Annotated in this window: 21 protein-coding genes; 13 read left to right on the plus strand and 8 right to left on the minus strand. The window is 39.5% G+C overall.

Annotated elements, in window-relative coordinates; all coding sequences use genetic code 11:
- Positions 1–102: 102 nt before the first annotated feature.
- Positions 103–2337 carry an NADP-dependent isocitrate dehydrogenase gene (locus FTT99_RS13280; protein WP_180130925.1) on the minus strand — a complete coding sequence of 745 codons (2235 nt, stop codon included), beginning with the start codon at positions 2335–2337 and terminating at the stop codon, positions 103–105.
- Between the two features lie 1122 nt (positions 2338–3459).
- On the opposite strand from FTT99_RS13280, the gene FTT99_RS13285 reads away from it, so the two are divergent.
- The 8 genes from FTT99_RS13285 (at position 3460) to FTT99_RS13320 (ending at position 13920) form a co-directional block, all read left to right on the plus strand.
- Complete coding sequence (locus FTT99_RS13285; protein WP_180130928.1) at positions 3460–4719, plus strand: sensor histidine kinase KdpD; 1260 nt, start codon at positions 3460–3462, stop codon at positions 4717–4719.
- Between the two features lie 119 nt (positions 4720–4838).
- Positions 4839–7598, plus strand: coding sequence for a bifunctional [glutamate--ammonia ligase]-adenylyl-L-tyrosine phosphorylase/[glutamate--ammonia-ligase] adenylyltransferase (gene glnE / locus FTT99_RS13290; protein ID WP_180130931.1), 2760 nt, complete (start codon positions 4839–4841; stop codon positions 7596–7598).
- Positions 7599–7616: 18 nt separating this feature from the next.
- Entirely contained in the window at positions 7617–8543 is a 927-nt protein-coding gene (locus FTT99_RS13295; RefSeq protein ID WP_078191262.1) for a branched-chain amino acid transaminase, read from the plus strand.
- Positions 8544–8626: 83 nt separating this feature from the next.
- Entirely contained in the window at positions 8627–9520 is an 894-nt protein-coding gene (locus tag FTT99_RS13300; protein WP_180161588.1) for a mitochondrial fission ELM1 family protein, read from the plus strand.
- 87 nt (positions 9521–9607) lie between these two features.
- Positions 9608–11086, plus strand: coding sequence for a phosphoethanolamine transferase (locus tag FTT99_RS13305; protein ID WP_180161590.1), 1479 nt, complete (start codon positions 9608–9610; stop codon positions 11084–11086).
- Positions 11087–11268: 182 nt separating this feature from the next.
- The gene (locus tag FTT99_RS13310) at positions 11269–12288 is read left to right on the plus strand and encodes a glycosyltransferase (RefSeq protein ID WP_180024553.1); all 1020 of its coding nucleotides are present in this window, start codon (positions 11269–11271) and stop codon (positions 12286–12288) included.
- On the plus strand, positions 12272–12916 hold the full coding sequence (locus FTT99_RS13315) for a YrbL family protein (RefSeq protein WP_180024552.1): 645 nt from the start codon (positions 12272–12274) through the stop codon (positions 12914–12916). Before FTT99_RS13310 ends, FTT99_RS13315 begins: the two co-directional genes overlap by 17 nt.
- Positions 12917–12927: 11 nt before the next feature.
- The gene (locus FTT99_RS13320) at positions 12928–13920 is read left to right on the plus strand and encodes a glycosyltransferase (RefSeq protein WP_180024551.1); all 993 of its coding nucleotides are present in this window, start codon (positions 12928–12930) and stop codon (positions 13918–13920) included.
- A gap of 1 nt (position 13921) precedes the next feature.
- Here FTT99_RS13320 and FTT99_RS13325 read toward each other — a convergent pair whose 3' ends face one another.
- Positions 13922–14806, minus strand: coding sequence for a hypothetical protein (locus FTT99_RS13325; protein WP_180024550.1), 885 nt, complete (start codon positions 14804–14806; stop codon positions 13922–13924).
- Between the two features lie 101 nt (positions 14807–14907).
- On the opposite strand from FTT99_RS13325, the gene FTT99_RS13330 reads away from it, so the two are divergent.
- Positions 14908–15663, plus strand: a complete 756-nt coding sequence (locus FTT99_RS13330; protein ID WP_180024549.1) for a glycosyltransferase family 25 protein — start codon at positions 14908–14910, stop codon at positions 15661–15663.
- 154 nt (positions 15664–15817) lie between these two features.
- On the opposite strand, the gene FTT99_RS13335 is transcribed toward FTT99_RS13330, so the two are convergent.
- The 4 genes from FTT99_RS13335 to FTT99_RS13350 all read right to left on the minus strand — a co-directional run bounded on the left by FTT99_RS13335 (position 15818) and on the right by FTT99_RS13350 (position 20070).
- The gene (locus tag FTT99_RS13335) at positions 15818–16039 is read right to left on the minus strand and encodes a hypothetical protein (protein ID WP_180022426.1); all 222 of its coding nucleotides are present in this window, start codon (positions 16037–16039) and stop codon (positions 15818–15820) included.
- Between the two features lie 125 nt (positions 16040–16164).
- A complete protein-coding gene (locus FTT99_RS13340) occupies positions 16165–17031 on the minus strand; it encodes a lysophospholipid acyltransferase family protein (protein ID WP_180161592.1) in 867 nt (288 codons plus the stop codon).
- A 314-nt stretch (positions 17032–17345) separates the two neighbouring features.
- On the minus strand, positions 17346–19130 hold the full coding sequence (aspS, locus tag FTT99_RS13345; protein ID WP_180161594.1) for an aspartate--tRNA ligase: 1785 nt from the start codon (positions 19128–19130) through the stop codon (positions 17346–17348).
- A 160-nt stretch (positions 19131–19290) separates the two neighbouring features.
- Positions 19291–20070 carry a DUF4184 family protein gene (locus tag FTT99_RS13350; RefSeq protein ID WP_180131047.1) on the minus strand — a complete coding sequence of 260 codons (780 nt, stop codon included), beginning with the start codon at positions 20068–20070 and terminating at the stop codon, positions 19291–19293.
- A 147-nt stretch (positions 20071–20217) separates the two neighbouring features.
- On the opposite strand from FTT99_RS13350, the gene znuD reads away from it, so the two are divergent.
- Both znuD and FTT99_RS13360 read left to right on the plus strand, forming a co-directional pair.
- Positions 20218–22302: a zinc piracy TonB-dependent receptor ZnuD gene (gene znuD, locus FTT99_RS13355; protein ID WP_180161596.1), complete on the plus strand. Its 2085-nt coding sequence runs from the start codon at positions 20218–20220 to the stop codon at positions 22300–22302.
- Between the two features lie 109 nt (positions 22303–22411).
- Positions 22412–23878: a phospholipase D family protein gene (locus FTT99_RS13360; protein WP_180161598.1), complete on the plus strand. Its 1467-nt coding sequence runs from the start codon at positions 22412–22414 to the stop codon at positions 23876–23878.
- Positions 23879–23965: 87 nt separating this feature from the next.
- Here FTT99_RS13360 and FTT99_RS13365 read toward each other — a convergent pair whose 3' ends face one another.
- Positions 23966–24424 (minus strand): hypothetical protein, encoded by a 459-nt coding sequence (locus tag FTT99_RS13365; protein ID WP_111885397.1) that lies wholly within the window; start codon positions 24422–24424, stop codon positions 23966–23968.
- Between the two features lie 183 nt (positions 24425–24607).
- On the opposite strand from FTT99_RS13365, the gene FTT99_RS13370 reads away from it, so the two are divergent.
- The gene (locus FTT99_RS13370) at positions 24608–25072 is read left to right on the plus strand and encodes an RcnB family protein (RefSeq protein WP_373684580.1); all 465 of its coding nucleotides are present in this window, start codon (positions 24608–24610) and stop codon (positions 25070–25072) included.
- Between the two features lie 68 nt (positions 25073–25140).
- On the opposite strand, the gene FTT99_RS13375 is transcribed toward FTT99_RS13370, so the two are convergent.
- Entirely contained in the window at positions 25141–25638 is a 498-nt protein-coding gene (locus FTT99_RS13375) for a phosphate-starvation-inducible protein PsiE (protein WP_180094892.1), read from the minus strand.
- Between the two features lie 170 nt (positions 25639–25808).
- Between FTT99_RS13375 and FTT99_RS13380 the strand changes: the two genes are divergently transcribed.
- Entirely contained in the window at positions 25809–26441 is a 633-nt protein-coding gene (locus tag FTT99_RS13380; protein ID WP_180131053.1) for an FMN-binding negative transcriptional regulator, read from the plus strand.
- The last annotated feature ends 11 nt before the right edge of the window (positions 26442–26452 follow it).

The following is a 26452-nucleotide window of genomic DNA, read 5'->3' on the forward strand; positions in this document are numbered from 1 at the left end:
TCTTTGTTTTTTGTTTAAAAGTAATAAGTTATAACTGTAAAAAAACCAGCGCCGAAGCGCTGGTTTTTTTACATCACTAACTTAAGTTAGTTTTGCATCAACTTATTGAGCAGCCTCAAGAGCAGCATTCAAAGTTGCGCTTGGACGCATTACAGCATTTACTTTTGCTGTATCTACAGCGTAGTAACCACCGATGTCCGCGGCTTTACCTTGAACTTCAGCAAGTTCTGCAACGATTTTTTCTTCGTTTTCAGCAAGTGCTTGAGCAAGAGGAGCGAATTTCGCTTTAAGCTCTGCATCTTCGTCTTGCGCAGCAAGTTCTTCAGCCCAGAATTTAGCCAGGTAGAAGTGGCTGCCACGGTTGTCCAGTTCACCTGTACGGCGTGATGGAGACTTGTCGTTGTCAAGCAATTTACCAGTCGCAGCATCAAGTGTCTTCGCAAGAAGTTTTGCTTTCGCGTTGTCTTCTTTAATGCCCATTTCTTCTAGAGAAACCGCAAGAGCCAAGAACTCACCTAAAGAATCCCAACGTAAGTGGTTTTCTTCAACAAGCTGTTGTACGTGTTTAGGAGCAGAACCACCGGCACCAGTTTCGTACATGCCGCCACCTGCCATTAAAGGCACGATAGAAAGCATTTTCGCAGAAGTACCCAATTCCATAATCGGGAATAAGTCTGTTAGGTAGTCACGTAGGATGTTACCAGTTACAGAAATTGTATCTAGGCCACGAGCAACACGTTCAAGTGTATAACGCATAGCACGTACTTGAGACATGATTTGAATGTCTAAACCAGTAGTGTCGTGCTCTTTCAAGTAAGTTTGAACTTTCTTGATGAGTTCGTTTTCGTGTGGACGGTACGGGTCAAGCCAGAAGATCGCAGGCATTCCTGAGTTGCGTGCACGAGTCACAGCAAGTTTCACCCAGTCACGGATTGGAGCGTCTTTCACTTGGCACATACGCCAGATATCGCCTTCTTCCACGTTTTGTGACATCAACACTTCACCAGTTTCCAGATCCGTGATGTTGGCAACACCAGCTTCAGGAATTTCGAAAGTCTTGTCGTGTGAACCGTATTCTTCCGCTTTTTGCGCCATCAGACCAACGTTAGGAACTGTACCCATAGTGCGTGGGTCAAAGTTACCATTCCATTTACAGAAATTGATCATTTCTTGGTAGATACGCGCGAAAGTAGATTCAGGCATTACAGCTTTACAGTCGTACTGTTTGCCGTCAGCACCCCACATTTTACCGCCACCACGGATCATTGCAGGCATAGATGCATCTACAATTACGTCATTAGGTGAGTGGAAGTTAGTGATGCCTTTTGCAGAATCAACCATTGCAAGTGCAGGACGGTGTTCTTGGCAAGCATGTAAGTCAGCAATGATTTCTTCACGAAGAGAAGTCGGAAGAGTTTCAATTTTTTCGTAAAGACCAGACATACCGTTGTTGATGTTAATACCTAACTCATCAAACAATTTGCCGTGTTTTTCGAATGCATCTTTGTAGTAAATCTTCACACAGTGACCGAAAACGATTGGGTGAGACACCTTCATCATGGTCGCTTTTACGTGTAGAGAGAACAAAATGCCTGCTTCTTTACAATCATCTAATTCTTTTTCATAGAAGTCGCAAAGTGCTTTTTTGCTCATGAACATTGAGTCGATGATTTCGCCTTCTTGAAGCGCAACTTTTGGCTTAAGAACAACAGTTTCACCAGACTTCGTGATCAATTCCATTTTTACATTGCGAGCGCGGTCTAAAGTCATAGACTTTTCGCCGTGGTAGAAGTCACCTTCGTCCATGTGAGAAACGTGAGTTTGTGACCACTGTTTCCATTCGCTCATAGAGTGCGGATGTTTCTTCGCGTAATTTTTTACTGCAGTAGGCGCACGACGGTCAGAGTTACCTTCACGAAGTACAGGGTTTACAGCAGAACCTAGGCATTTGCTATAACGCGCCTTGATTTCTTTTTCTTCCTCAGTCGCTGGGTTTTCTGGGTAGTTCGGAACTGCAAAACCTTTAGACTGTAATTCTTTAATGCAAGCAGTTAATTGGCCAACTGAAGCACTGATGTTCGGAAGTTTGATAATGTTTGTGCTTGGATCTTGGGTTAATTGTCCAAGCTCTGCCAAGTTATTTGGCACCTTTTGTTCTTCGCTTAGGTAGTCTGAAAATTCAGCGAGTACACGTGCTGCAACTGAGATATCGCGTTTAACGATTTCAACGCCAGCAGGTTTAGTAAAGGTTTCAATGATCGGCAGCAGAGAGTAAGTCGCCAATAATGGCGCCTCGTCGGTCAGTGTGTAGATGATAGTTGACTTTCCACCAGCCATATATAGCCCCTTGCTTTAGATTGTGTCTTTGAGGTCCGAGCTTGTGGCTCGCCTCTATGAACCGATTTGCTTAAATAAAACTATGAAAGTATCGGGGTTCATTGCTTTTCAGTCAACGCAAGATCCTGTGATGTGGTCATTTCGTAGAAAAATGATACAAAAGAAGTGCAGTTTGACGCCCAATTTTAGCGCAAAACCGAGAAGGGAAATATTGAAAGCTTGTTATTCATAGCTTAAAGCTATTGAACAATTAAATTTATATCATTTTTTGGGGGCTGATCTGTTCTTTATGGCTCGTTCAAGTTTTAGTTGTAAAGCAAAGCGTTTGATAGGTCAAACCGAATGCCTTAACTTTTAGGTGTAGATTTGGTGCGGAAGTTCGAAAATTAGTCAGGATTGGGGACTTTATTAAAGAACGACGTGAGTTTGATGCTCCGTTTGACTTTGAACGCTCGTGGAATGTTTATGCGATAACTTATATATCTGATGAATAAGGCATGGCACTTTTTCAGCTTCAGTCATTTGGGTGAATGAGTTCATGTGCAGTAGAAGCATGAAACGAATGTTTAGCTCAGTTTAATAAAGTAAAAGCGAGCAGGTATGGTTTAACGCTCAAATGACACACACAACTGATAAAAACTAATAAATTAGTCTAATAGAAAAACTTAAAAATAGATTCATTTAGTGTAGCTGACTGAAACGAGCATCCTGATGAGTAATCTGGTCCTAGAATAGTCATAAAACTCACTATTTTTTGTGATGTATTTAAAGAAAATTAAACCCAGTTTTTTAGGTCTTATGTAAATGAATATTTCTTTTGGTCATGTTTTTAGTTTGAATAAAACGCGAAAAGTACGATTTAAAATAAACAGTCAATAAAATTTAAATTAATTTAAGTTTCTAATTTTATTGTTTTAATTTTTGTATTGCATTTAATATGATGTTCTTTATAGATATTTTTATTTTCTAATTGGATGAAAGTTCGATTAAATAGCGCATTCGTAAATGATGTTTGTCTTTTTGTTGGGTTTTGTTATTGAGTGTTTGGGCTATTTTTGCTATTAATCTTGAACATAACAGTTGGTTTTTATCTTTAAGATAAACCCTGAGGAGAGCAACGGGATGGCTTTACGTTTACTGGATATTGGTACACAAACCGAATTATTAACTGCCTGTCGTTTGTCTTTATTGATGGGGGTTTATACCGACGACAACCGCATTGCAGAATTTTTAAAGTTCGCGCGTGGTATTGTGCAAGTCGATAATGCTGTCCTCGCATTTAAAAATGAACCTTATATATGGTATGCGTCAGAGCACATATTTAAGGCCTTTATGGCCGAAGCTGATGATGATCGTCTAGATCAGTTTTTTGCTGAACATTCTCGTATAGACCGAGACGCTGAAAATTACCAAGCTTATTCCGACTATATGCAAGAACTTGGATTAGGGCATCAGCGTTTAGTCGCTTTCGATTTAAAATATGATCAAGAATCTATCGGTAAAGTGATTTTATTCGATGATCAAGTCACTGCATTTGAAGCCAAACAATTAAAGATCGTTGAAGAATTTGTACAAAGTCTAGTCAATATTATTCAACTTCGTGTTGAAAATGCCGAATTAAAAGAAGCCTATGAACAGCAGTCGGCACTGAATTTTAGTAAGACTAAATTTTTCCAAATTATTGCGCATGATTTAAGAGCACCTTTTCATGGTCTATTAGGTTTTTCTGAAGTTTTGGCGCAGGAACGCAATACCTTAGATGATTCGAGTGTGCAAAATATTGCAGACTATTTGTATGACACCACACAGTCGACGTATAACCTTTTAGAAAGCTTATTAAACTGGGCTATGGCAGAAGGTGGTCGCTTTGTTTATCACCCGATTAATTTTGATTTACATCAGTCTGCAAAAATCGTCAGTGATGTCTTAAATAGCTTGGCTGTGAAGAAAAATATTCGACTGATCAATGCCGTGCCTGAAGGCATTAAAGTCAATGCAGATATCAATATGATCACATCAGTGATGCAAAACTTGGTGTCAAACGCATTGAAATTTACCCATACCGATGGTAGAGGTGTGGTGACGATTTCAGCCGATCGAGATGGAGAACGGGTTGTATTCACTATTCAAGATACTGGATTGGGGATGACCCAAGCTCAGATTGATGATTTATTTCAGCAAAAACTGACGGTTAGTATTAAAGGTACGGCAGGAGAACGTGGTACGGGGTTGGGTTTAGTCCTTTGTAAACGTTTTGTGGACTTAAATCAGGGTGAAATTGTGGTGAATTCGAAAGAAGGTGAAGGCACACAATTTAAAGTCTGGTTGCCACAGGCGACGAGCCTGCATCAAACCCTAAGTACCGAGAGCAGCAGTGCATAGAAAGATGCGACCTTAAGTGAACTTTAATGCGCATCTATTGGTATAAAAGCCTAAAAATACTTTTCCCTAAGCGTTATCAACTGTTATAACTAGAAAAAAATCACGCTAGGGTTTGTGAAATGAATACGGAGCAATTGCAGAAAACATTACGTGCCAGTCAATATGCTGAACAGGTGCTCGGAATCCATCAGGCCAGTTTAGAACAAGACTATGCAATTGATCAGTTTCAAACCTCGCTCAGTACAGCACAAATTCAACATTTTGTCGTAAGCAGCCTTGCCGATATCCAAGATGAAAATAGTTGGATGCGTGCAATTCGTGTGCTGCGCGCACGTCTGATGTTTCGTTGGATTTGGCAAGATGCCAATCAACTCACCGATGTCGTCACCTTAACGCGAGAGCTTTCAGACTTTGCCGATGCGTCCATCTGTGCGGCAAAAGATTTTGCGCGGAATCCGTTGATTGCGAAATATGGCGAACCGCTAGGCTATAAGGGGGAAGTTCAAGACCTAATTGTGGTTGCCATGGGAAAACTTGGTGCACAGGAACTTAATCTTTCAAGTGATATTGATCTTATTTTTGCCTTTGATGAACAGGGCGAAACCAATGGTCGAAAATGTATTGATGTACAGCAGTTCTGTATTTTGTGGGGACAAAAATTAATTTACCTGCTTGACCATATTACCGCAGATGGTTTTGTCTTCCGTGTAGATATGCGCCTTCGCCCATGGGGTGATGGTTCTGCCTTGGCAATCAGTCATGCGGCATTAGAAAAATATTTAAGCCAGCATGGACGCGAATGGGAGCGCTATGCCTGGATTAAGGCACGTATCGTCACGGGCGGTAAAGAAGGCGCCGAGTTACTGGAAATGACCCGACCTTTCGTCTTCCGTAAATATGTCGATTACACCGCTTTCGAAGCCATGCGTGAAATGAAGGCCATGATCGAACGTGAAGTGCTACGTCGTAATATCGAAGATGATATTAAACTCGGTGCAGGCGGAATTCGTGAAGTTGAGTTTATTGTTCAAGTCTTTCAGCTCATCTATGGCGGTTCAAAACTCGAGTTGCAAGACCGTCAATGTTTAGTGAGTCTGCATCATTTAGGTGAAGTTGGATTATTAGAAAATACCGCGGTTGCTGATTTAGAAGATGCGTATTTATTTTTACGTCGTATTGAACATGCGATACAAGCGCTAAATGATCAGCAAACCCAATCGTTGCCCCATGAGCCTGAACCCCGCCAGCGCATTTTAGATACTTTAGGTTTTGCATCTTGGGATGACTTTTTGAATGTGCTCAATCAGAAACGTGCCAAAGTCATTTACCAGTTTGAACATCTTATTAAAGAAAAAGAACCCGATCCGTTATTGGAAAGCTTTAGTCATTTAGAAGCACAGTTAAATGATGTTTTAGATGATGATGCCAAAAATTTAATTCACGAATTTTGGTATGGGCATGCGCTGAAAAAATTACCTGCCAAAGCAGTACAGCGTTTAAAAACTTTTTGGCCACATCTCATTGAAGCGATATTACAGTCAGATAAACCTCAGGTGGCTTTACTACGTCTCATGCCTCTGGTGGAGTCGGTGCTGCGCCGTACGGTCTATTTGGTGATGCTGATTGAGAGCAAAGGGGCATTACAACGATTAGTGAAAATGGCAACAGTGAGTCCGTGGATCTGCGAAGAATTGACGCATTATCCCGTGCTGTTGGATGAGTTTTTATCGATGGATTTTGAGCTGCCAAAGCGTAAAGATTTAGAAGACTCTCTACGTCAACAACTGCTTCGAATTGAAATTGATCAAGTTGAAGATCAGATGCGTGTTCTTCGATTATTTAAAAAATCCAATGTCTTAGCAGTAGCTGCTAGTGATGTTTTGGCTGAAAGCCCATTGATGAAAGTATCGGATGCATTGACCGATATTGCTGAAGTGTCTGTGAATGCAACCTTGCATTTGGCATATCAAATTGTTGCCAAAAAACATGGCTATCCAATTGATGCAGAAGGGCAGCGTTGTTCGATTGATCACACGGCTTTCGCGGTAATTGGCTATGGCAAGGTGGGTGGCATTGAGCTGGGTTATGGTTCGGACTTGGATTTGGTGTTTATTCACTATATGGACGAACAAGCCGATACCGATGGACAGAAACCAATTAGTGGCTTTGAATTTGCCATGCGGGTGGCACAAAAATTTATGTCCTTAATGACCACGCAAACCCTAGATGGTCGAGTGTATGAGGTGGATACACGTTTACGACCTTCGGGAGAGGCGGGTTTATTGGTGACCAGCTTAAAAGCCTTTGAGCAATATCAACATAAAAATGCTTGGGTCTGGGAGCATCAAGCTTTAGTACGTGCCAGAACGATTGCAGGTGAACACAGTTTACGGATTGAAATTGAAAACTTGCGCTGCAATATTTTGACTCAGCCACGCGATGAGAACAATGTTCGTGCAGAAGTGCTAAAAATGCGCCAAAAAATGAAAGACCATCTAGGTTCTTCTAAAGAGCAGCAAAAAGATGGAATTTTTCATTTAAAACAAGATGCAGGTGGTATCGTTGACATCGAATTTATGGCACAGTATGCAGTATTAGCATGGAGTGGGTCGAATCCCGATCTCGCCCATTACTCTGACAACGTACGAATCCTTGAGGATGCCGCAAGAACGGATTGCTTATCCAGCGCCGATGCGACAGCATTGATTCAAGCTTATCTCCGTGAACGAGCCGAGAGCCACCGTTTAGCGCTTGCGAATCAATCCATGCAAGTTTCAGCTGACGATTGGCACGATACCCGAGTGGTCGTTTGCAAGCTATGGCAAAGATTAATTGATCCAACTGCAACGTTTGCATTGGATAAAAATGACTGTGTATAAAAATTTGGAGTGTGTGCCATGAACTTGGCTGATCGTGATGGTTTTATTTGGCAAGATGGACAATTAGTTGACTGGCGTGAGGCGAAAACTCACGTATTAACACATACATTGCATTACAGCATGGGTGTGTTTGAAGGCGTCCGTGCTTATGAAACTCCGAATGGAACGGCTATTTTCCGTTTAAAAGAACACACTAAGCGTTTATTAAATTCTGCAAAAATTTATCAAATGAAAGTCCCATTTGATCATGCAGCATTAGAACAAGCTCAAATTGATGTGGTTCGTGAAAACAAATTGGCTTCTTGCTACCTACGTCCAATTATTTTTATTGGTTCAGAAAAGTTAGGTATCGCAGCAACTGACAATACCATTCATGCCGTTGTTGCTGCATGGAGTTGGGGTGCTTACCTTGGTGATGAAGCGATGGCGAAGGGTATTCGTGTTAAAACGTCTTCATTTACGCACCATCATCCAAACGTGACCATGTGTAAAGCAAAAGCATCTGGTAACTATACTTTGTCAATTCTTGCACACCAAGAAGTGGCACATGCTGGCTATGACGAAGCAATGTTACTCGACCCACAAGGTTATGTATGTCAAGGTTCAGGCGAAAACGTATTCTTAGTTCGTGATGGCGTGATTCATACTCCTGACATCGCGGGTGGTGCACTTGATGGTATTACCCGTCAAACCATTATTACGATTGCGAAAGACCTTGGTTTTGAAGTGGTTGAACGTCGTATTACACGTGACGAATTCTATATCGCTGATGAAGCATTCTTTACAGGTACTGCTGCTGAAGTGACGCCAATCCGTGAATATGATGACCGTCAAATTGGTGAAGGTTGTCGTGGTCCAATCACTGAGCAAATCCAAACTGCATTCTTTAATGCGGTTCAGGGTAAAGACCCTAAATATGCGCACTGGTTAACTTACGTAAAATAAGCTGATCGGTTAAGATGAAAAGGCGAAACTAAGTTTCGCCTTTTTTATTGGCTTGAAGACATTGAATTTTTGGGAAAGTGACTATGCATATTGTTTATGTCAGTGATGGTAAAGCAGGACATCGCTCACAAGCTTTGGGTTTATTTAAAGCCATGCAGCGCCAATCTCAGGAAGCAGTCACATTTCAAGAAATTTCAATTGATGATTTGCCTATAGTGACACTTATTTCTGCGCTATTTAGCCATCAGCTTCATGCCGTAGAACACGAGCCAACTTATATTTTTGGCGTCGGCAGCCATACACATTTTCGAGTATGGCTGTTGGGCAAAGTGTATAACAAAGCCAAAACCATTATTTTAATGAAGCCAAGCTTGCCGTTTGCATGGTTTGATTATGCGGTGATTCCACAGCACGATGGTATTCAGGCATCTAATAAAGTACTAACGACACAAGGTGCGTTAAATCCTATTGTAAATGAAGAACGGCATCAGCATGGTCGAATCTTGATCGCTTTGGGGGGGGCGTCAAAACACCATCAGTGGAATGCAGCTAAAGTGCTCCAAGCGATTGAACAGATAGTCGAGCACAATCCAAATTCACAAATCATTTTGACCACTTCACGGCGCACCCCGAAAGCGTTTTTAGCAGAATTAAAACAGTTAAAGAATATTGAAAAAGTACAGATTTTCCCAGTTGAAGTCACTCCGCAAGGTTGGATTTTCGAAGAAATGCAAAAAGCCGAAGCGGTTTGGGTAACTGAAGATAGTGTTTCAATGATTTACGAGGCTCTCACCGCGGGTTGTAAAGTCGGGGTGATAGAAGTGGATCGCTTGAAGGAAGACCGGATTACCAAGTCTGTAGATGAAATTTTAAGACAAGGTTTGGTGTCATTACAGACGACTTTAACTGACTTGAATCTCGCTAGCGAATTTAAAGAAACTGACCGTATCGCCAAAAAGATTGTACTCGGTCCCTAAAGTATAGATAATACCCGACGAAAAATTTCTACCAACATTTCAGTCTAACTAGACAATGTTTGAATAATATTAAAGGGTTGTCAGGTCATGCTAAAAACCTATTTGTTTCCGCTTTTGCTTTCGATTGGGTTTTGCGTTGGCTTAGGTTTTTGGGACTATTTATCTGAAATCAAAGATGCTCCTTTATTCTTTGTTTTGGTTCTTTCGAGTACGTTTTTTTTCATTGCAGTAAAACAACTACATAGTTCTATTTTTAAGTACATTTTCCTTGCGCTATTTTTTGTCATTAGCCTGTATATTGCAAGTGGGACAGGGTTCTTACAAGGGCATATGTCTTTGGGAATCGTGGCATCGATGTTTCAAAGTAATACCAATGAAGCCTTTGAGTTTTTATCTGTAGTCGATCCTAAATATATTGTTTTTGCCTTTGTTATTTTCTTAAGCCTTTGTTTTTATATTTTATTTTTTAATCAATCTAATCAGGGAAATTATCCCAAGCTGATTTTGACACTTATCTTTATTGCTAACGGCGTTAGTGTGTTTGGTATTCAAACTGCAATGGCGACGGTTAAATATAAACAAGAAGAGGCCAAACTCCTTGAAGATAATTTGCAAGATATCGATTGGGAAATTCAGCAGGTGAATGCTAGCTATGACAATCAAGTGATTATCATTGGTGAGAGTGTTCAGCGAGATCATTTATCACTCTACGGTTCGAAAGACGATACCACACCTTTTTTAAATGAGATGCCACTGGATGTTGTAGATCATTACATCTCAACTGCACCGAATACAGTAACTAGTCTGACTCGAACGCTGACTCTGGTTGATCAAAATCGTGAACCGCAGATTGCAAAAAATGTTGTGACGCTAGCAAAACAAGCGGGCTATAACACCATTTGGATTTCAAATCAGGGATTTATGGGGAAAAATGATACGGCGATTTCTAAAATTGCCATTCATGCCGATCATCAGTTCTTCCTGAAAAGTGGTAACTATATGTCGAGTAATATTGATGACGACAAAATGGTCGAAATATTACAGGCCCAGTTAAAAAAATATGCCAATCAAAAAAATGTAATTTTTATTCATATGATGGGCTCACATCCGGATGCTTGTGAACGTCTGTTTAATGCACCACGTATGTATGCGAATAAACCTGAAACGATTAATTGTTATTTATCTTCTATCAATAAGTTGGATCACTTTATAGAACAGATATATACCACTTTGAAGGCTGATCAGCGTAGTTTCAGTGTGACCTATTTTTCAGATCATGGTATGACCGTAGATGAAGATTCATATCACATTGATAATGATTATAAAGATAATTATCAAGTTCCGTTTTTTGTATTACGTAGCGATGCACAGGCAAAAAACCACTATAACAAGACTGTGAGTGCCTATGATTATATGCATATTTATGCAGATTTATTGGGGGTGAAAACACCATTATTAGATCCTAAAAAATCGTTGGCGAATATCGAAGACAATCAAAATGTCACCGTTTTTGATTGGGATGCGTATGTTTCTTATCAAGAGTTAGATGAGAGTGAAATGAGATGATTCATAATTAAATATAAAAATCAATAAAATTAAAATTTTACTGTTTAGGCTGCAGGAAAAATACACATAAATTTTTATTAAAGTTTGAAAGTTTTTTTTGTAAGATAGTCTAGGTTTTTTTATTGCTGATAAGTTTTAGAAATCTGTTGTTCGATGCAGGTAGATCATTACTGAGTTAATTTATGAAAATATTACATATTAATAACTTTGCGTTTAAAAAGTCAGGTGCAGAATTCTACAATACTGATCGAAAAATCTCGGCAGGTTTGGTTTTAAATGGTCATCATGTTTATGATTTCTCTTTTCATGATATGGCGTACTATGGAACAGTATGGAGAACGAAAAAAGTTGGCAAAAAGTGGGCGAATGAAGAAGTTATAAAAATTGTTGAAAACTTTGAGCCGGATTTAATTTTAATTGGACATTCTTCTTTATTAAGCAGTGAAACATTAAAAACAATCAAATCAGTTTATCCACAAACTAAAATTGCATTTTGGTATGTAGACTGGATTTGTGTGGATAAGAAAGCGAATTTTATTAAAGAATGGTCGCCATATTTAGATACTATTTTTGTGACAACAAGTGGTGAACTCCTCAAAACGTTGGGTCATGGAAATACGGTGGCTTATATGCCAAATATGAGTCTAGATACTATCGATAGCCTAAAAAATTTTGAAAAAAATGAATTTGAAAATGAACTGGTATTCTGCGGTTCATCATCTGATCAAGAGCGAACCAAGTTTATCCGTAGTTTGCAAGCGAAAATTAAACATATTCCGGCGCGTTATTGTGGATTTGACCAAGATCCAAAGGTTTTTGGGGCGGGCTATTTTAAAGTCCTCAGTCAGTCTCGTATGGGATTAAATTATTCACGGGCTAATTCATTAGACTTATATACTTCAGACCGTATCACGCAACTTACAGGTAATGGTCTGTTGACCTTTACACCTCGTATTCCAGGATTTGAAACTTTATTTTCGGATAAAGAAGTGGTCTACTTTAGTCATGTTGATGAATTGGCAGATCAAATCAATTATTTTGCACATCATCCGGCAGAAGCTCAAGAAGTTGCAAAAGCAGGTTGGAGCCGGACACATTCTAGTTATAACTCTAAACGCGTAACAAAGTTTATGTTAGAGACAATTTTTAAGCAGCCTTATACTGAAGACTATGAATGGAAGGCACATGTTTTCAATTGCTGAGTTGGAATCTGCACATTATCTGGGCGAAGGTGCAAATCGTTATTGTGTCGTTTCTCCATCTGACCCCAAGATATGTTTGAAAATAGATTTGCCTAAAGAACGCCGTCAAATTAAAAATTGGCGTCAAAAGCTACAGCGTTTTTTAAGTACTCAGTTTTATCGGTTTAATGAAAATTATATTGAATGGTGCGCTTATCAACGTTTACAAGCTCGCATTGATCAGAAAGAATTAAATAGATTTATTGCAGCGTGTTTAAAACTGGAGGTTATTGAAGATCAACTGATTTTAAGTTGTGAATTAATTCGAGATGAACACGGGGAAATTTCTTTGAGCCTACATCATTATTTAAAGCATAAAATGCCTTTAAATATAGATGGCGTATCTCAATCGATAGATCAATTAACCGATTGGCTGATTCAATATAATATTCCTCTGTTTGACTTAAATTCGGGTAATTTAGTTGTCCAACACCATCATGAAGGCATTCGATTAAAGTGTATTGATGTGAAATCCACATTCAAGAGCAAAGAAATTATTCCATTATCTTACTGGTCTAGAGTATTGATGCATAAGAAAATTCGTCGTCGTGCAGAGCGTCTTAAACAGTTAATACGAAAAACTATGTAGTCGGGGTAACCATGAAAATTGTACAAGTTATGGCAACAAGTGGTGGTATGGGGGGGCTTGAAAAACATACCCTGGATTTATGTCATGGATTAGCACAACATCATGAAGTTCATTTAATTGCAGATCAATCTTATCAGCAAAAGCTCAGTTCGAATATCACATTGCACGCTGTTGATTTTTCAAGAAGCCGATGGAATCCATTTCTTATTTATGAGTTAGTTAAAAAAATAAAACAGCTGCAACCCGATATTTTGCATGTGCAGGCAAGTAAAGCAGCAAGCATTTTAGCCCCTTGGCTGAAGCAATTTTCATGTAAAAAAATTGTGACCGTGCATGGTATGAAGAGCAATTTAAAACCTTTTATGGCCTTTGATCAGATCATTGCTGTAAGTGGAAAAATTAAAGAGGAGTTTCCTGCTTCACAGTCGGTTCAAGTGATTTGGAATGGCGGGAATCAACTCCTTAGCCCAGTCAAAGATATAGTTATAAAGAAAAATAAGCCTATTATTGCTTTAGCGATTGGACGTTTAGAAAAGGTCAAAGGGTTTCATATCCTGATTGAAGCATGGAGAAACATCAATAGCGAACTATGGATAGTGGGGGACGGAACTCAATATCAAGTTTTAAAAACTCAAATTGCTCAGCTTAATTTAAATGACCGCGTGAAATTACTGGGTTTTCGTTCAGACATTCCAAAGCTATTAACGCAAGCAGACTGTTTAGTGATTTCTTCTTTGAAAGAAGGGGGGCCGATTACACTGGCCGAAGCATTATTGAGTCATACACCGGTGTTATCTTCTAATGTGGGAATGGTTGCCGACTTTATTGATGAGCAGTTTATATGTGAACCGGACTCTGTTGAACAGATGGCGAGTTTAATTTCTATCGCGTTAAAACCAAAAGCACAAATGCTTCCTCTATTTGAGAAAGCATTTATAAAAGCAGAACAGAACCTAAAATTTGAGTCAATGTTGGCACAAACTGAAAATCTGTATCGAAACTAAGTTACAAATCTTTAGGCGTTTCACGAATTGCGTCTATCACCATATGCTGGTTAAAAATATTAAAGGTATGACAGCCATTATCATTTGGATGCCATTCACTATCTAATTTTATCCAAAATTTTTCTTCATAGTGCTCTGGGGAAAGTTTGGTAATCTCGTTGAGGTCTAAACTCCCACCATAGCGCTTGAGAGAATCCTGTGATGGACGGACTAACTTATCATTAATTGTGGTCAAGTGACCCCCTGGGCGATATTGCACAATTCCTTTTTTAACAGGGTTTTGGGGATGTGATTTCCAATCGCTGCTCAGTAGATGGTCACTATAAAAAATATGGAGTTCATTGCCATACTTTTTTGAATATTTATTTTTGATTGCAGTAAATAGATACCACATTCCATTTTGATAATAAGGGGTAGTATCCGCAGCGTTTACATCATTTACTAATATGCGATCAAATTCCCATGAAAATGGAAAATTTGTACATTTCCATAACTCGATACTTTTATTGGCTGCACTTTCAGGAATCATATACCACGTATCTTCGTGTTTGAATACACAGGGATAAGAGAGATGATAAGAACATTGAATAATTGGAATAGGTGGACTGTATTGACCATCCTGAAAAACTTCCATGACAGATAAATAACCAACAGGATGCTCAGGTGAAATTTCTTCAATAAAAATATATGTACGTCCATTTTCTTCTACGATAAATGGATCGGCATAAACGTGCCCTTCTGGTGCATGAATTTCATGTAAGGATGGAATTTGCTGTGGTTTAAAAGGCTGGTGTAGTTTGCCAAAGCGGAGATACCATCTAGAGTTAAATTTTAACTCTCTTTTTTTTTGTAGAAATGAAAACCATTTTTTTACAATAAACCGCATATATAACTCTATTTTTAATTAAGATTCTCGAACAATTGAATAATTAAACAGACAAATGATATGATTTAGCTATAAATTTAGCATTTATTTTGAAACAGTTCATGAAAAAATATGTGATTTCTATTGAGAAAGAAAATAGTGAACGACTAGTGGGCTTTTTTCAGCAAAGAATATTTAGAAATTCAAGTTCATTTAATAAAATTGGCGTTGCTGGTAAAAAATTAACAGTTGATGAGTATTTTCATTTGGGGGTATTAGGAAAAACCAGACCTTTAACGCCAGGTGAATTAGGTTGTACACTTTCTCATTTAAAAGCTTATCAAGACTTTTTAGATACAGATGCTAAATTGGCATTTGTATTTGAAGATGATGCAATTTCACTATTAAGTGAGATTGATTTTGATGAGTTTTATTCACATATAAAAAAATTGAGCTTAAAATCTACATTTTTTCTTAGTTTAGGTGGTATTCAGCTCAGTTGTTCTAAAAATGTCTATGGTAGATTTATTGAGCAAAAAATATTTGGGCGCAATATATTGAAGATTCATCCTTTTTTTATTGAAAATATGGCGTCCGCATATGCTTATGTTATAGATAGAGCAATGGCAGAAGTTTTAGTTAAATATCATGAATCACCGAACCTCTCTGATCAATGGGCAGACTTAATTGTTGAATACCCTCAAGTAAATTTTTATGCATCTTATCTTTTTGAACATCCTCCTATATTAGATGTAGATAAAGATAGTCACTTGCAAAAAGAAAGACAGCAAATACAATTAACAATACGTAAGAAAAAAAGATATATAAATAAATATAAAAAGAAAATTATGAAAATATTCTTAAGTAAGTATAAATAATTGAATACGAATAATTTATTCTGTTTTTATAAAATTATATCCTACTTTATTTCTAAATAAAATTTCATGTAAATATAAAGTAGGTCAAATTTTTAGTTAACAGTTTATAAAATTTCTAAACTATTTAATTTTATAAAAGAGACTTTAGAGTGTTTTAAGAGTCCTTTTCCGCATTACCTTTCAACACCATATAAATCAAACCGACAAAGATTAATAATGCACCTGCAAGGCTGCTGACACAGAATAAAACGATTCGGTTATAGGTGGTTAAGTTGAATAATTCATTGGCTAAAATGTAGCGCATGAACAACCATTGTACGACAGAAAAAACAATCAACACGATTGCACGACGACGGACTTCAGGACGCATAGCCATAGGAGAATCACTTAAAGTGGAAATTGAGGCTATTATGCCACTGTCGATAATCGATCTCAATTCAATAAGATTAATCCAAGCCTGTGGAACACAACTCTAAAGGTTGAGAAGTTCTTAGATCACCTTTATTTGCGGTACATATTGATATTGCCAAAGCAGACCCGAAAGCGTTTATAAGACCAGATATACTGTTCTGGTGCTTGGTTAATGGTGTCTTGCATCGCGATGTTCAATGCGTCGACAGAGGATTGTAAGTCTTTAGATAAAATCTCGTCTGATAAGGTTTGGCAATGCACATCAAAGTACTGTAGGTTAGATTGTCGGATACAACTTAAGCCGATGATATTGCATTGGGTTTTTGCAGCAAGCTTTGAAACAAGTGTGATCGATAAAGTATTTTGCCCAAAAAAATTGGAATAAATGCCGCCTGAAGGCTTTGGTAAATGGTCTGGTAAAATCACCGTTAGGCCGCCTTGTTTTAAATGTTTAAAAATGGCACGGATCCCTGTTTCATCTGTCGGGACTAAGGTTGCATTGAACTTCTCTCGTGCTTCTAACAGATACCGATTGATCCCTTTATTTTTATTCGGTTTATACATAATCATCGGTTCTGTATACAAGTTCAGCCATGCATTGAGTAGTTCCCAACAGCCAAAATGCGGAACCACAACAATGACACCTTTTTTATTCGCAAGCGCTTCCGTAAGGATATTTTCACCATAAATGTTTTTCAGTAAGCTCAGGCTATAACTTGGTGGCATCCCCCAACATTTAATAAATTCAATATAGGTCAAGCATTGGCTGCGGATACTTTGACTGACGAGCTGTCTCTTCGCTGTCGTTGACATATCTGGGTAGGCCAGTTGAATATTGATGCTAGTGATACGTTTGATTGATGAATTAAATAGATTAAGAATAAACGCGATCATCAAGGCGAAGTTTTGTAACAGCCAAAGTGGCAATAACGCGATGATTTTGAATAGAAAGTACATGAATCACAAGGTCTCAAAATTGACAGCATGGGATAAAATAAATTTTGCCAAGAGACCGGACTTATTCAGTGAAAAGTACAAAAAGATCTGAATCTAAAAACAAAATAATCGGAAGTGGAAAATTGAGCTATCCATTGCTCAAAGGATGTAGTGCAACATCATAACGTACTTGAAGCGTTTTGATATTAGCAAAGTAAATCAAATCTTTAATTTATGTTTTGTAGGTTTTCTACCACCTTTTGTAGGTTGACATAAAAAACCCTGCATAGCGCAGGGTTTTTTGAAACTTAAAATCTAAATCTTAAAATGTAAGATTATTTAGATTCTTCAGCTTTTGGTTTTTCACGTAAGCGAATACCTAAGTCACGTAATTGGTTCGCTTCAACTGGCGCAGGCGCTTGAGTTAAAGGACATTCCGCAGTCTTAGTTTTCGGGAATGCAATCACGTCACGGATAGAAGATGCACCAGTCATCAACATCACTAAACGGTCAAGACCGAATGCTAAACCACCGTGAGGAGGCGCACCGAATTTCAACGCATTTAACAAGAAGCTGAATTTCTCTTCTGCTTCTTCTTCAGAAATACCAAGCGCTTCAAAGATCGCTTTTTGCATTTCTAGGTTATAAATACGAAGTGAACCACCACCGATTTCAGTACCGTTCAATACCATATCGTAAGCAACAGAAAGTGCAGCACCTGGGTTGTTCTTCACTTCTTCAACGCTTGATTTTGGCAGCGTGAATGGGTGGTGAACAGACGTCCATTTACCGTCATCAGTTTCTTCGAACATTGGGAAGTCAACAACCCAAAGTGGCGCCCACTCGCAAGTTGCAAGTTTCATGTCGTGACCGATTTTAATACGTAAAGCACCCATCGCATCATTTACGATTTTCGCTTTGTCCGCACCAAAGAACACAATGTCGCCATTTTCAGCACCAACGCGTTTCAATAGATCAAGTACGATAGGCTCGATGAATTTAACGATTGGAGATTGAAGACCTTCAATACCTTTTTCAAGCTCGTTGACTTTGATGTAAGCCAAACCTTTCGCGCCATAGATACCCACGAATTTAGTGTATTCGTCGATTTGGCTGCGTGGAAGCGCGCCAGCACCTGGTACGCGAAGCGCAACAATACGGCCTTTAGGATCTTTAGCAGGACCTGCGAATACTTTGAACTCAACGTCTTGCATCATGTCTGCAACGTCAACCAATTTCAAAGGAATACGTAAGTCAGGTTTATCAGATGCATAGTCACGTATTGCGTCTGCATAAGTCAGGCGAGGGAATTTGTCGAATTCAACGTTTAGAAGTTCTTTGAACATCTTAACCGTTAAACGTTCCATTAAATCCATGATGTCATCGTCACTCATGAACGATGTTTCAACGTCGATTTGTGTGAATTCAGGCTGACGGTCAGCACGTAAGTCTTCATCACGGAAACATTTAGCAATTTGGTAGTAACGATCGATACCGCCAACCATTAACAACTGTTTGAACAATTGTGGAGATTGTGGAAGTGCGTAGAAGCTACCGTTAGAAACACGACTTGGTACTAAATAGTCACGCGCACCTTCAGGAGTCGCACGAGTCAAAATCGGTGTTTCAACGTCTAGGAAACCATTTTCTTCGAAGTAGTTACGAATAAGGTTTGTTAATTTAGAACGGAAACGTAAACGATCTAACATTTCTGGACGACGAATATCGAGGAAACGATATTTCAAACGTACTTCTTCAGAAATATTGGTATTTTCATCATTCAATGGGAATGGAGGAGTTTCAGACGCAGCAAGAACTTCAATTTCTTTGCCTAAAACTTCGATTTGACCACTCACGATATTCGCGTTTTCAGTACCTTCGTAACGACGACGTACACGGCCTGTAATTTTTAATACGAATTCTGAACGTGATTTATCAGCAGTCGCGAAAGCTTCAGGAGTATCAGGGTCAATCACTACTTGAACAAGGCCATCACGGTCGCGCATGTCAAGGAAGATTACACCACCGTGGTCACGGCGACGGTGAACCCAACCGCATAATGTAACGGTTTGGTCGATTTGGGCTTCAGTAAGTGAGCCGCAGTAATGAGTTCGCATCATAGCGTTAGAAATCCAACTATATGGGTTAAGGTCAGCGAATGCGTAAACAGCGCACCGCTTTTATTCGAATAGGGGATTATGCCTCTTTTTGGCTGTTTTGTCACAAGGACTTATTGCTAAAACTGCCAAATTTACAGCAAATTTTCGGTCAATGATGGGCTTAAGCCGATGACGTTGAAAAAATATTGGTGCTCTTGCTTAAGATCAGAAATATCAGACTACCGAAGCTAAACGTGGCTAAAAATGCACGGAAAAAATAATTAATGGCTTTGCCGACATAGGCATACAAGTCGTGTACAAAGGCATCAGAATAAATACTGTCAGCAAAATAAAAATAACTTGCGATGCCCGCAGCTAAAGACAGGGCCGCTAAACCATATACATAGACTTTGATGGATGTGGGGATGCTTACTGTACTTCGATAATGAAGATGATGACGATAAATCATCCATGCCAAAACGGGGAGTGCCAAGCCAGATAATCCAATTTGCAACACACGATGTAAGGGATATGAATGACCGAAAAATTGAATCGGTAGACTCAATAGATCCTTAAATGCAAAGGTACGAAAGTCAACATGGGTCAAGCCATCCCAAACAATATGCGTCGAAGTTCCAATGATGAGTGCGAGGATGAGACTGAGCATAAACCCACAGCATTGATTGAAATTCTGTAGATTCAGCGGCTTATTTAAACCAAAAAAAGCAAATAACATCGGGCGATAGAGCACATACCACAGCATACAAAACAGCAAACCAAGGATTAAGTTTGGAACAATTAACCCCGACCATTGATGTGAACCTGCATAGTCAGCATTGGTAAATAAACGGAATAAATCTGGCACCATGCTACCAATTGCGAGTGCTGCAATAGGCAGGCGGTTTCCGCTTAACTTGGAAATAGGCGGTGCGAGTACAGCATGGGATATGGTAAAAGGCATTGAACTAAAATAAATATATGAATAAATACAATGTAGTATCGGTGAGTGTATATGATTTGGGCAAATTAGAATGTTTTTTATTGCAAAACGAATGAAATGTTATATTATAACATTATTCAAAAATAGCCTGATTTGAGTCTCTCCAACATGTCTTTTCATAAGAATTTAATAACTGTTTCGATTTTTGCAGTGATTGCACCCAACCTTTATGCCGATGACCCAGAACAACAGGTACAAAAGCTCGAAGCTATTAATGTTCAGGTCCATCCTTTAAACCAAAGTGCGGCAGATTTTGCTGTTGCCGATAATGTCATTCAACATAAAGCTCTTGCACAAGGTGGCGTCACAATTGGTGATGCGTTAGCCGGACAGCCGGGTGTATATTCAAATCAGTTTGGTGCAGGTTCAAGTCGTCCTGTGCTGCGTGGTCAAGATGGCCCTCGTGTCAAAGTTTTAGAACACGCCTCAGAGACTGCTGATGTTTCGACCTTATCTCCTGACCATGCGGTTACGGTAGATCCGATTTTGGCAAAACAAATTGAAGTGATCCGTGGGCCATCAACGCTGTTATACGCGGCAGGCACAGTTGGCGGTTTGGTTAATGTGACGGATCAAAAGATTCCTACCTCTATTCCTGATAAAGGTTATGAAGGGCAAGTTGGGGTTCGTTATAACTCAGGCAGTGATGAAAAATTGGCGAGTGCCGGTGTGACGGCTGCTTTAGGTGAGCAATTTGCCATCCGTGTAGAAGGCTCGAAACGTAAAGCCAATGACTATATTGCACCCAATTATTTTCATGATCATGATGGCGAATTAGAAAAAGAACGCCGTGTCGGCAACACCTTTGCAGAAGGGCAAAATGTCAGTGTAGGTGCGTCATGGATTCATGATCGAGGTTTTGCTGGACTTTCTTATAGCAACCGTCAAGACCAATATGGCTTGCCGGGACATAGTCATGAATATGAAAGCTGTCATCCACATGATGACCATTTACATTGTGATGGTCATGACAACCATGGGCATACCGATGAGCATGATCATTCAGCCCATGACGAGCATGATCACGATCATGATGCCGCAGGCCCATGGGTTGATTTAAAGTCAGAACGCTATGATTTCCGTACCGAACTTGCGAATCCGTTTGCGGGCTTCCAAAAAATCCGTGCACATGCAAGTTATACCGATTATCAACATGATGAAATTGAAGGTGATACAGCGGCAACCACCTTTAAAAGTCAGGGCTATGATGGTCGTTTAGAGTTGGTGCATAACCCGATTGCGGATTGGGAAGGGGTGATAGGCGCCCAATACAATCAGCAAAAGCTCAATATCAGTGGCGAAGAGTCATTGATGAACCCAAATAAAACCCAAAAATGGAGTGTATTTGGTTTAGAACATAAACAATTTGGTGATTTTCATGTCGAGCTGGGCGCCCGTGTCGATCAGCAGAAAATTCAGATCGATTCTGCACAAAAAGATTATGACGATTATGGTATTTCCTACTCAGGTGCTGTGAACTGGGCGTTTGCACCCAATTATAAATTATCCTTGGTGGGTTCTCATCAAGAGCGTTTGCCATTGGCGCAAGAGCTCTATGCAGATGGTAAGCATTTTGCGACCAATACCTATGAACGCGGAAATGAAAATCTAGATGTTGAAAAATCTAATAATCTAGAATTAGGTTTCCATTATGAAAAAGATCAGTTGGATTATCACGTTCATGTGTACCACAACTGGTATGACAACTACATTTATGCTGCAACCAAAGATAATTTTGAAAACTTCCGCTTAGTTGATTACACCCAAGACAAAGCCAAGTTCTATGGCGCGGAAGCTCAAGTGGGTTATGCAGTAAATGACATGTATAAACTCAGTGTCTTTGGTGATTATGTTCGCGGCAAAATTGATGGTGAAAATGCGCCACGTGTGCCTGCAGGGCGCTTAGGAACCAAGGTCGATGTTGACTTTGCCGATGGTTGGTCAGGTCTTGCAGAATATTCACATGTATTCAAACAAGACAAAATTACTGCATTTGAGCGTGAAACAGATGGCTACAACATGGTGAATTTGGGTGTGGCCTATAGTGGTCAATTGAAAGATCAAAATGATTATCGAGTCTATTTCAAAGCCAATAATTTATTGAATGAAGATGTTTACTCTCATACGTCATTCCTTGCCAATATTCCACAAGTCGGTCGTAATTTTACGGTTGGTCTTGAATTTGGTTTCTAATTGAATTTGCACAGACTTCTCTAAGTAAGTCTAGGTAAAGTCACAGAAATCCTCTTGAAAAATCAATGAATAAAACCTAGTCTGAGCGCATTAGACTAGGTTTTTTCTTATGCGCATCATTCAACGAATACATCACAAGCTCAATTGGTCACGTCGTCGCTATGTGGGCGTGGTCATTGGTTTATTGGTTTTAGGTTATTTGGCATCGGCAACTTATCACACGCTAAAGCCACTCCCAGAAGGGTTGAACTACACGGGAAAACTTAGCCATGCTGAAGTGAACTTTTTAGTGGATGAAACCTATATCGATGCGCAAGGAAAGCAGCAACAGGAACATCGCATTTTTAAAGAAATGCTGAAAATGATTGAGGAAGCACAGTCGACCATTGTGTTGGATATGTTTCTCTTTAATCCGCAAGTTGGTGACTCTCAATTAAAACATGAACAATTAACACAGGAGTTGACCGATGCGCTGATTTTGAAGCGTCGACTATCTCCTCAAGTGGAAATTTTTGTGATTACTGACCCCGTCAATTCGGTATATGGCGGCATTCAACCTGAACATTATCGTCAATTGCGTCAAGGTGGAATTGAGTTAATCGAAACCAATTTGGTACCGCTTCGTGCATCCAATCCTGCATGGTCAGGCTTTTGGTATATCTGCTGTCAAGATATTGGCAATAATCCTGAACAAGGCTGGTTACCGAATCCATTGGGAACCGAGAAAGTGACGATTCGAAGTTATATGGATCTGTTTAACTTTAAAGCCAATCACCGAAAAACTTTGGTGGTGGATACCGTAGATGGGTGGAAAGGCTTAGTCACCTCTATGAATCCTCATGATGGTAGCTCACGACATTCCAATGTGGCCTTAACCGTCAAAGGCATGACCGCGATTGATCTGTTAAAAACCGAGCAAGCAGTCGGCATGATGTCGAAAGGCAATATACCATTTGTCGTGATTAAAGATATTGAAGCCGCGAAAACTCAGCCACAGGTTCAAGTGCTGACTGAAAAAGCCATTTATGATGCCACACTCGACTTAATTGATAGTGCGAAGAAAGCTGGAACTGAAATTGATATTGCGATGTTCTACTTGTCAGAACGTAAAATTATCAAGGCACTCATTGCTGCGCATGAACGTGGCGTGAAAGTTCGTGTATTACTCGATCCGAATAAGGATGCTTTTGGACGTACCAAAAATGGCATTCCAAATCGACCTGTAGCATCCGAATTACATGAGGCGGGTATTGATGTACGTTGGTGTAATACCCAAGGTGAGCAGTGCCATAGCAAGATGATTTTAAAACGTACTGCTTATCAAGCCGATATGATTTTAGGTTCTGCCAATTTCACGGCGCGTAACTTGAAAAATTATAATTTAGAAACTGATTTACGCGTGATCGGTGTGAAAGATGCGCAAGTTTTTAAAGATGCATCACAGTACTTCAATACGGCTTGGTCAAATCTGGATGGTAAACAAATGAGTGTCGATTATAGTAAATATGCAGATGAATCGACCTTGAAATATGTGTTGTATCGCTTTATGGAATGGAGCGGAATATCTACTTTTTAGAATTGTCTTAATCTCCCAAATCCCTCTTTTAAAAAGAGGGACTTTCCTCTCTTTTTTAAAGGGAGGTTAGGAGGAATTTAATCAGTTTTAATTCTTCGGTACAGGATTCGGCGGAACGATTTGATCTAAATCTTTATCTGACATTTGATCTAATTCTTTAATATCCGTTTTGATTTTCCATTTATCTGCATCTTCCACCGGTTGTGGCAAACGAGCTTCTAACCAGTCACAGATGACATCTGGTGGAAAATCGGCGTGGTTACATTGAATCACCCAAGACAAGAATTGTTTTGCTTCGCCATTCATATATGGTGGCGGAGAAACAGGTAAAAATTGAGTCGGTAAGCGTTCATTTTTAGAAATATAGTTCAATACATGGCCCAATTCTTGAACAGTTTGCCATGCTAAAGGGTGATCTACATTAATTTGAAATTTGAACCACCACGCATTTTTGCCATCGGTGCCGTAGGAGTCGATTAAGGCTTCTTGGATACTTGGTACTTTCGAAAAAAATTGATGAAGTCGGTCAAAACTTAATTCAGACACAGCATTTGATCCACTACGAAATAAAATCAATCTTAGCATAATCCAATGAAAAACAGGCTAGCTTGAAGGTGCGATCAGCTTGGTCGGAAAATTAACAAATTCTTGCATTTGATGGATTTTTATTCATTTTTTCTCCTAAAATGGGTTTTATACTTAATCTATATACCGTGAAGGAGAGCTTGAGTGAAAGCAACATTATTCTATGCGATTGCAGGTGTGATGCTGATCAGTGCTTCGGCCAGTACTTTTGCGGAAAACAAATGGGCAAACTACCAAGGTGTGGATACATCAAAACCACAACACCGCCCACCGTCGATGAATCGGCCTGGCTATCCGCAGCATGCGCCGAATTATCCTCAACATTATCCTCATTATCCAAGTCGCCCGCCGGTTTATCCGCAATATCCAAATCGACCTTATCCGCAGTATCCACAAAGTGGCATTAGTATTCAATACAACGCGCCGACCACGATTACTCAAAATTCGCAGAGCTATAGTTGGGTCAATGGCGATCCTGCCAGCGCTAGTATTTCGAGTTCGACCTATACCTTTATCAGTGATTGGAAACGGATCGGTTTACCAGCACCACCCAATGGAATGTACTGGATTTTTGAAAATGGTCGCTATGTATTGGTGCCAAATAGATAAGGTTTATAACCTCTCCCTTGCGTAGCAGTGCTACTCGTCTCCTAAAAGGAGAGGGAACGAATTAGTGTTTAAGCCAATTCATCATCTTGCGGACGTGGGGTTTTTCCTTCAGGTAAAGGCTTTTCGGAATGCTTGTCTCGAATAACCGAAGGGTAAGTCCAAGAGGCATAGCGCACAATCAAAATGGCCACAGCAAGAATGAGGATCGAACCTGTAGTAATGACCAAGCCCATATCTGCTTTATGGTCATGTTGAATATCCGCAATGAGCAAGCGGGTTAGGGCAGTAATAGCAATATAAATTAAAAAGCGTACAGGCATATGGTTGGTCTTAAAGTAAATTCCGACCATGGCACCGAGTTCGAGGTAAATAAACAATAATAAAATATCGTCAATCGTGGCGAATTGTTTAACCGTAATAATTTCAAAAATGGTATGACCCGCAGACCATAAAATCATACAGCCGATGACAAACAGTGCAAGATAATGAAAACCTTCTACAGCAATATTGCCAAGTCGGTCGAGGAGGGCTTCGATTTTTTCTACTTTGGGATCACGATGTGTCATATATATTCCTCCTGTGTAAATTGCGTGAATATTCAATGAAGAACAAGTCATTAAATACCAAGCAAATTTCATGCACATGAAGCGCATATGACAAAAATATTTTTTAGGTTCAATAAAGGTTTTAATGTTAAGTTTAAGCTTAAATTTTGTCCTATAAGAATGAAGCGACGATGTATCAACCAACGCATTTTAAACATGATGAACTCCCTGATCTGATTGATCTTATGCGTAAGTATGCTTTGGGGACAGTAATACTGACTGCACCCAATGGTGAGTTGGAAGTGAATCATTTACCACTAGAATATGACGCTGAGTCAGGCGAATTGGGTATATTGCGCGGTCATATTGCCAAGGCCAATCCAATGTTTGAATTGCTAAATCAGTCAGCACAAGCCTATGTGATTTTTCATGCCGATGATGCATATATTTCGCCAAGCTGGTATGAAGGAAAACAGGAGCATCATCGCGTTGTACCGACATGGAATTACCGCGTGGTACATGTCAAAGGCAAGATACGTAAAGTTGCAGATGAAAAATATTTACGAGGGCTTCTGGCTCGGTTGACTCGGCAACATGAAGCTAGCCAACCCATGCCATGGAAAATGGGTGATGCACCGAATGATTTTATTGCGGAACAACTGGAAAAAATTGTAGCAATTGAAATCGATATTCAGTCGATGATCGGGAAATTTAAAGTGAGTCAAAATCGCAGCGCTATAGATGCGATGAATGTGGCAAAAGCTTTGGAAAGGTCGAATGCTGAAATGGCGGAGTCGATCAAAAAATTTTATCCCATGAAATAACAGGCTAAATA

Origin of the sequence: Acinetobacter sp. YH12040 (assembly GCF_013420005.1) — a bacterium.
Taxonomy (GTDB): domain Bacteria; phylum Pseudomonadota; class Gammaproteobacteria; order Pseudomonadales; family Moraxellaceae; genus Acinetobacter; species Acinetobacter amyesii.

Bases quoted from the DNA above. Each gene is read 5' to 3' on its own strand.
- FTT99_RS13280 (WP_180130925.1), bottom strand. From the start codon at position 2,337: ATGGCTGGTGGAAAGTCAACTATCATCTACACACTGACCGACGAGGCG.
- FTT99_RS13285 (WP_180130928.1), top strand. From the start codon at position 3,460: ATGGCTTTACGTTTACTGGATATTGGTACACAAACCGAATTATTAACT.
- glnE (WP_180130931.1), top strand. From the start codon at position 4,839: ATGAATACGGAGCAATTGCAGAAAACATTACGTGCCAGTCAATATGCT.
- FTT99_RS13295 (WP_078191262.1), top strand. From the start codon at position 7,617: ATGAACTTGGCTGATCGTGATGGTTTTATTTGGCAAGATGGACAATTA.
- FTT99_RS13300 (WP_180161588.1), top strand. From the start codon at position 8,627: ATGCATATTGTTTATGTCAGTGATGGTAAAGCAGGACATCGCTCACAA.
- FTT99_RS13305 (WP_180161590.1), top strand. From the start codon at position 9,608: ATGCTAAAAACCTATTTGTTTCCGCTTTTGCTTTCGATTGGGTTTTGC.
- FTT99_RS13310 (WP_180024553.1), top strand. From the start codon at position 11,269: ATGAAAATATTACATATTAATAACTTTGCGTTTAAAAAGTCAGGTGCA.
- FTT99_RS13315 (WP_180024552.1), top strand. From the start codon at position 12,272: ATGTTTTCAATTGCTGAGTTGGAATCTGCACATTATCTGGGCGAAGGT.
- FTT99_RS13320 (WP_180024551.1), top strand. From the start codon at position 12,928: ATGAAAATTGTACAAGTTATGGCAACAAGTGGTGGTATGGGGGGGCTT.
- FTT99_RS13325 (WP_180024550.1), bottom strand. From the start codon at position 14,806: ATGCGGTTTATTGTAAAAAAATGGTTTTCATTTCTACAAAAAAAAAGA.
- FTT99_RS13330 (WP_180024549.1), top strand. From the start codon at position 14,908: ATGAAAAAATATGTGATTTCTATTGAGAAAGAAAATAGTGAACGACTA.
- FTT99_RS13335 (WP_180022426.1), bottom strand. From the start codon at position 16,039: ATGGCTATGCGTCCTGAAGTCCGTCGTCGTGCAATCGTGTTGATTGTT.
- FTT99_RS13340 (WP_180161592.1), bottom strand. From the start codon at position 17,031: ATGTACTTTCTATTCAAAATCATCGCGTTATTGCCACTTTGGCTGTTA.
- aspS (WP_180161594.1), bottom strand. From the start codon at position 19,130: ATGATGCGAACTCATTACTGCGGCTCACTTACTGAAGCCCAAATCGAC.
- FTT99_RS13350 (WP_180131047.1), bottom strand. From the start codon at position 20,070: ATGCCTTTTACCATATCCCATGCTGTACTCGCACCGCCTATTTCCAAG.
- znuD (WP_180161596.1), top strand. From the start codon at position 20,218: ATGTCTTTTCATAAGAATTTAATAACTGTTTCGATTTTTGCAGTGATT.
- FTT99_RS13360 (WP_180161598.1), top strand. From the start codon at position 22,412: ATGCGCATCATTCAACGAATACATCACAAGCTCAATTGGTCACGTCGT.
- FTT99_RS13375 (WP_180094892.1), bottom strand. From the start codon at position 25,638: ATGACACATCGTGATCCCAAAGTAGAAAAAATCGAAGCCCTCCTCGAC.
- FTT99_RS13380 (WP_180131053.1), top strand. From the start codon at position 25,809: ATGTATCAACCAACGCATTTTAAACATGATGAACTCCCTGATCTGATT.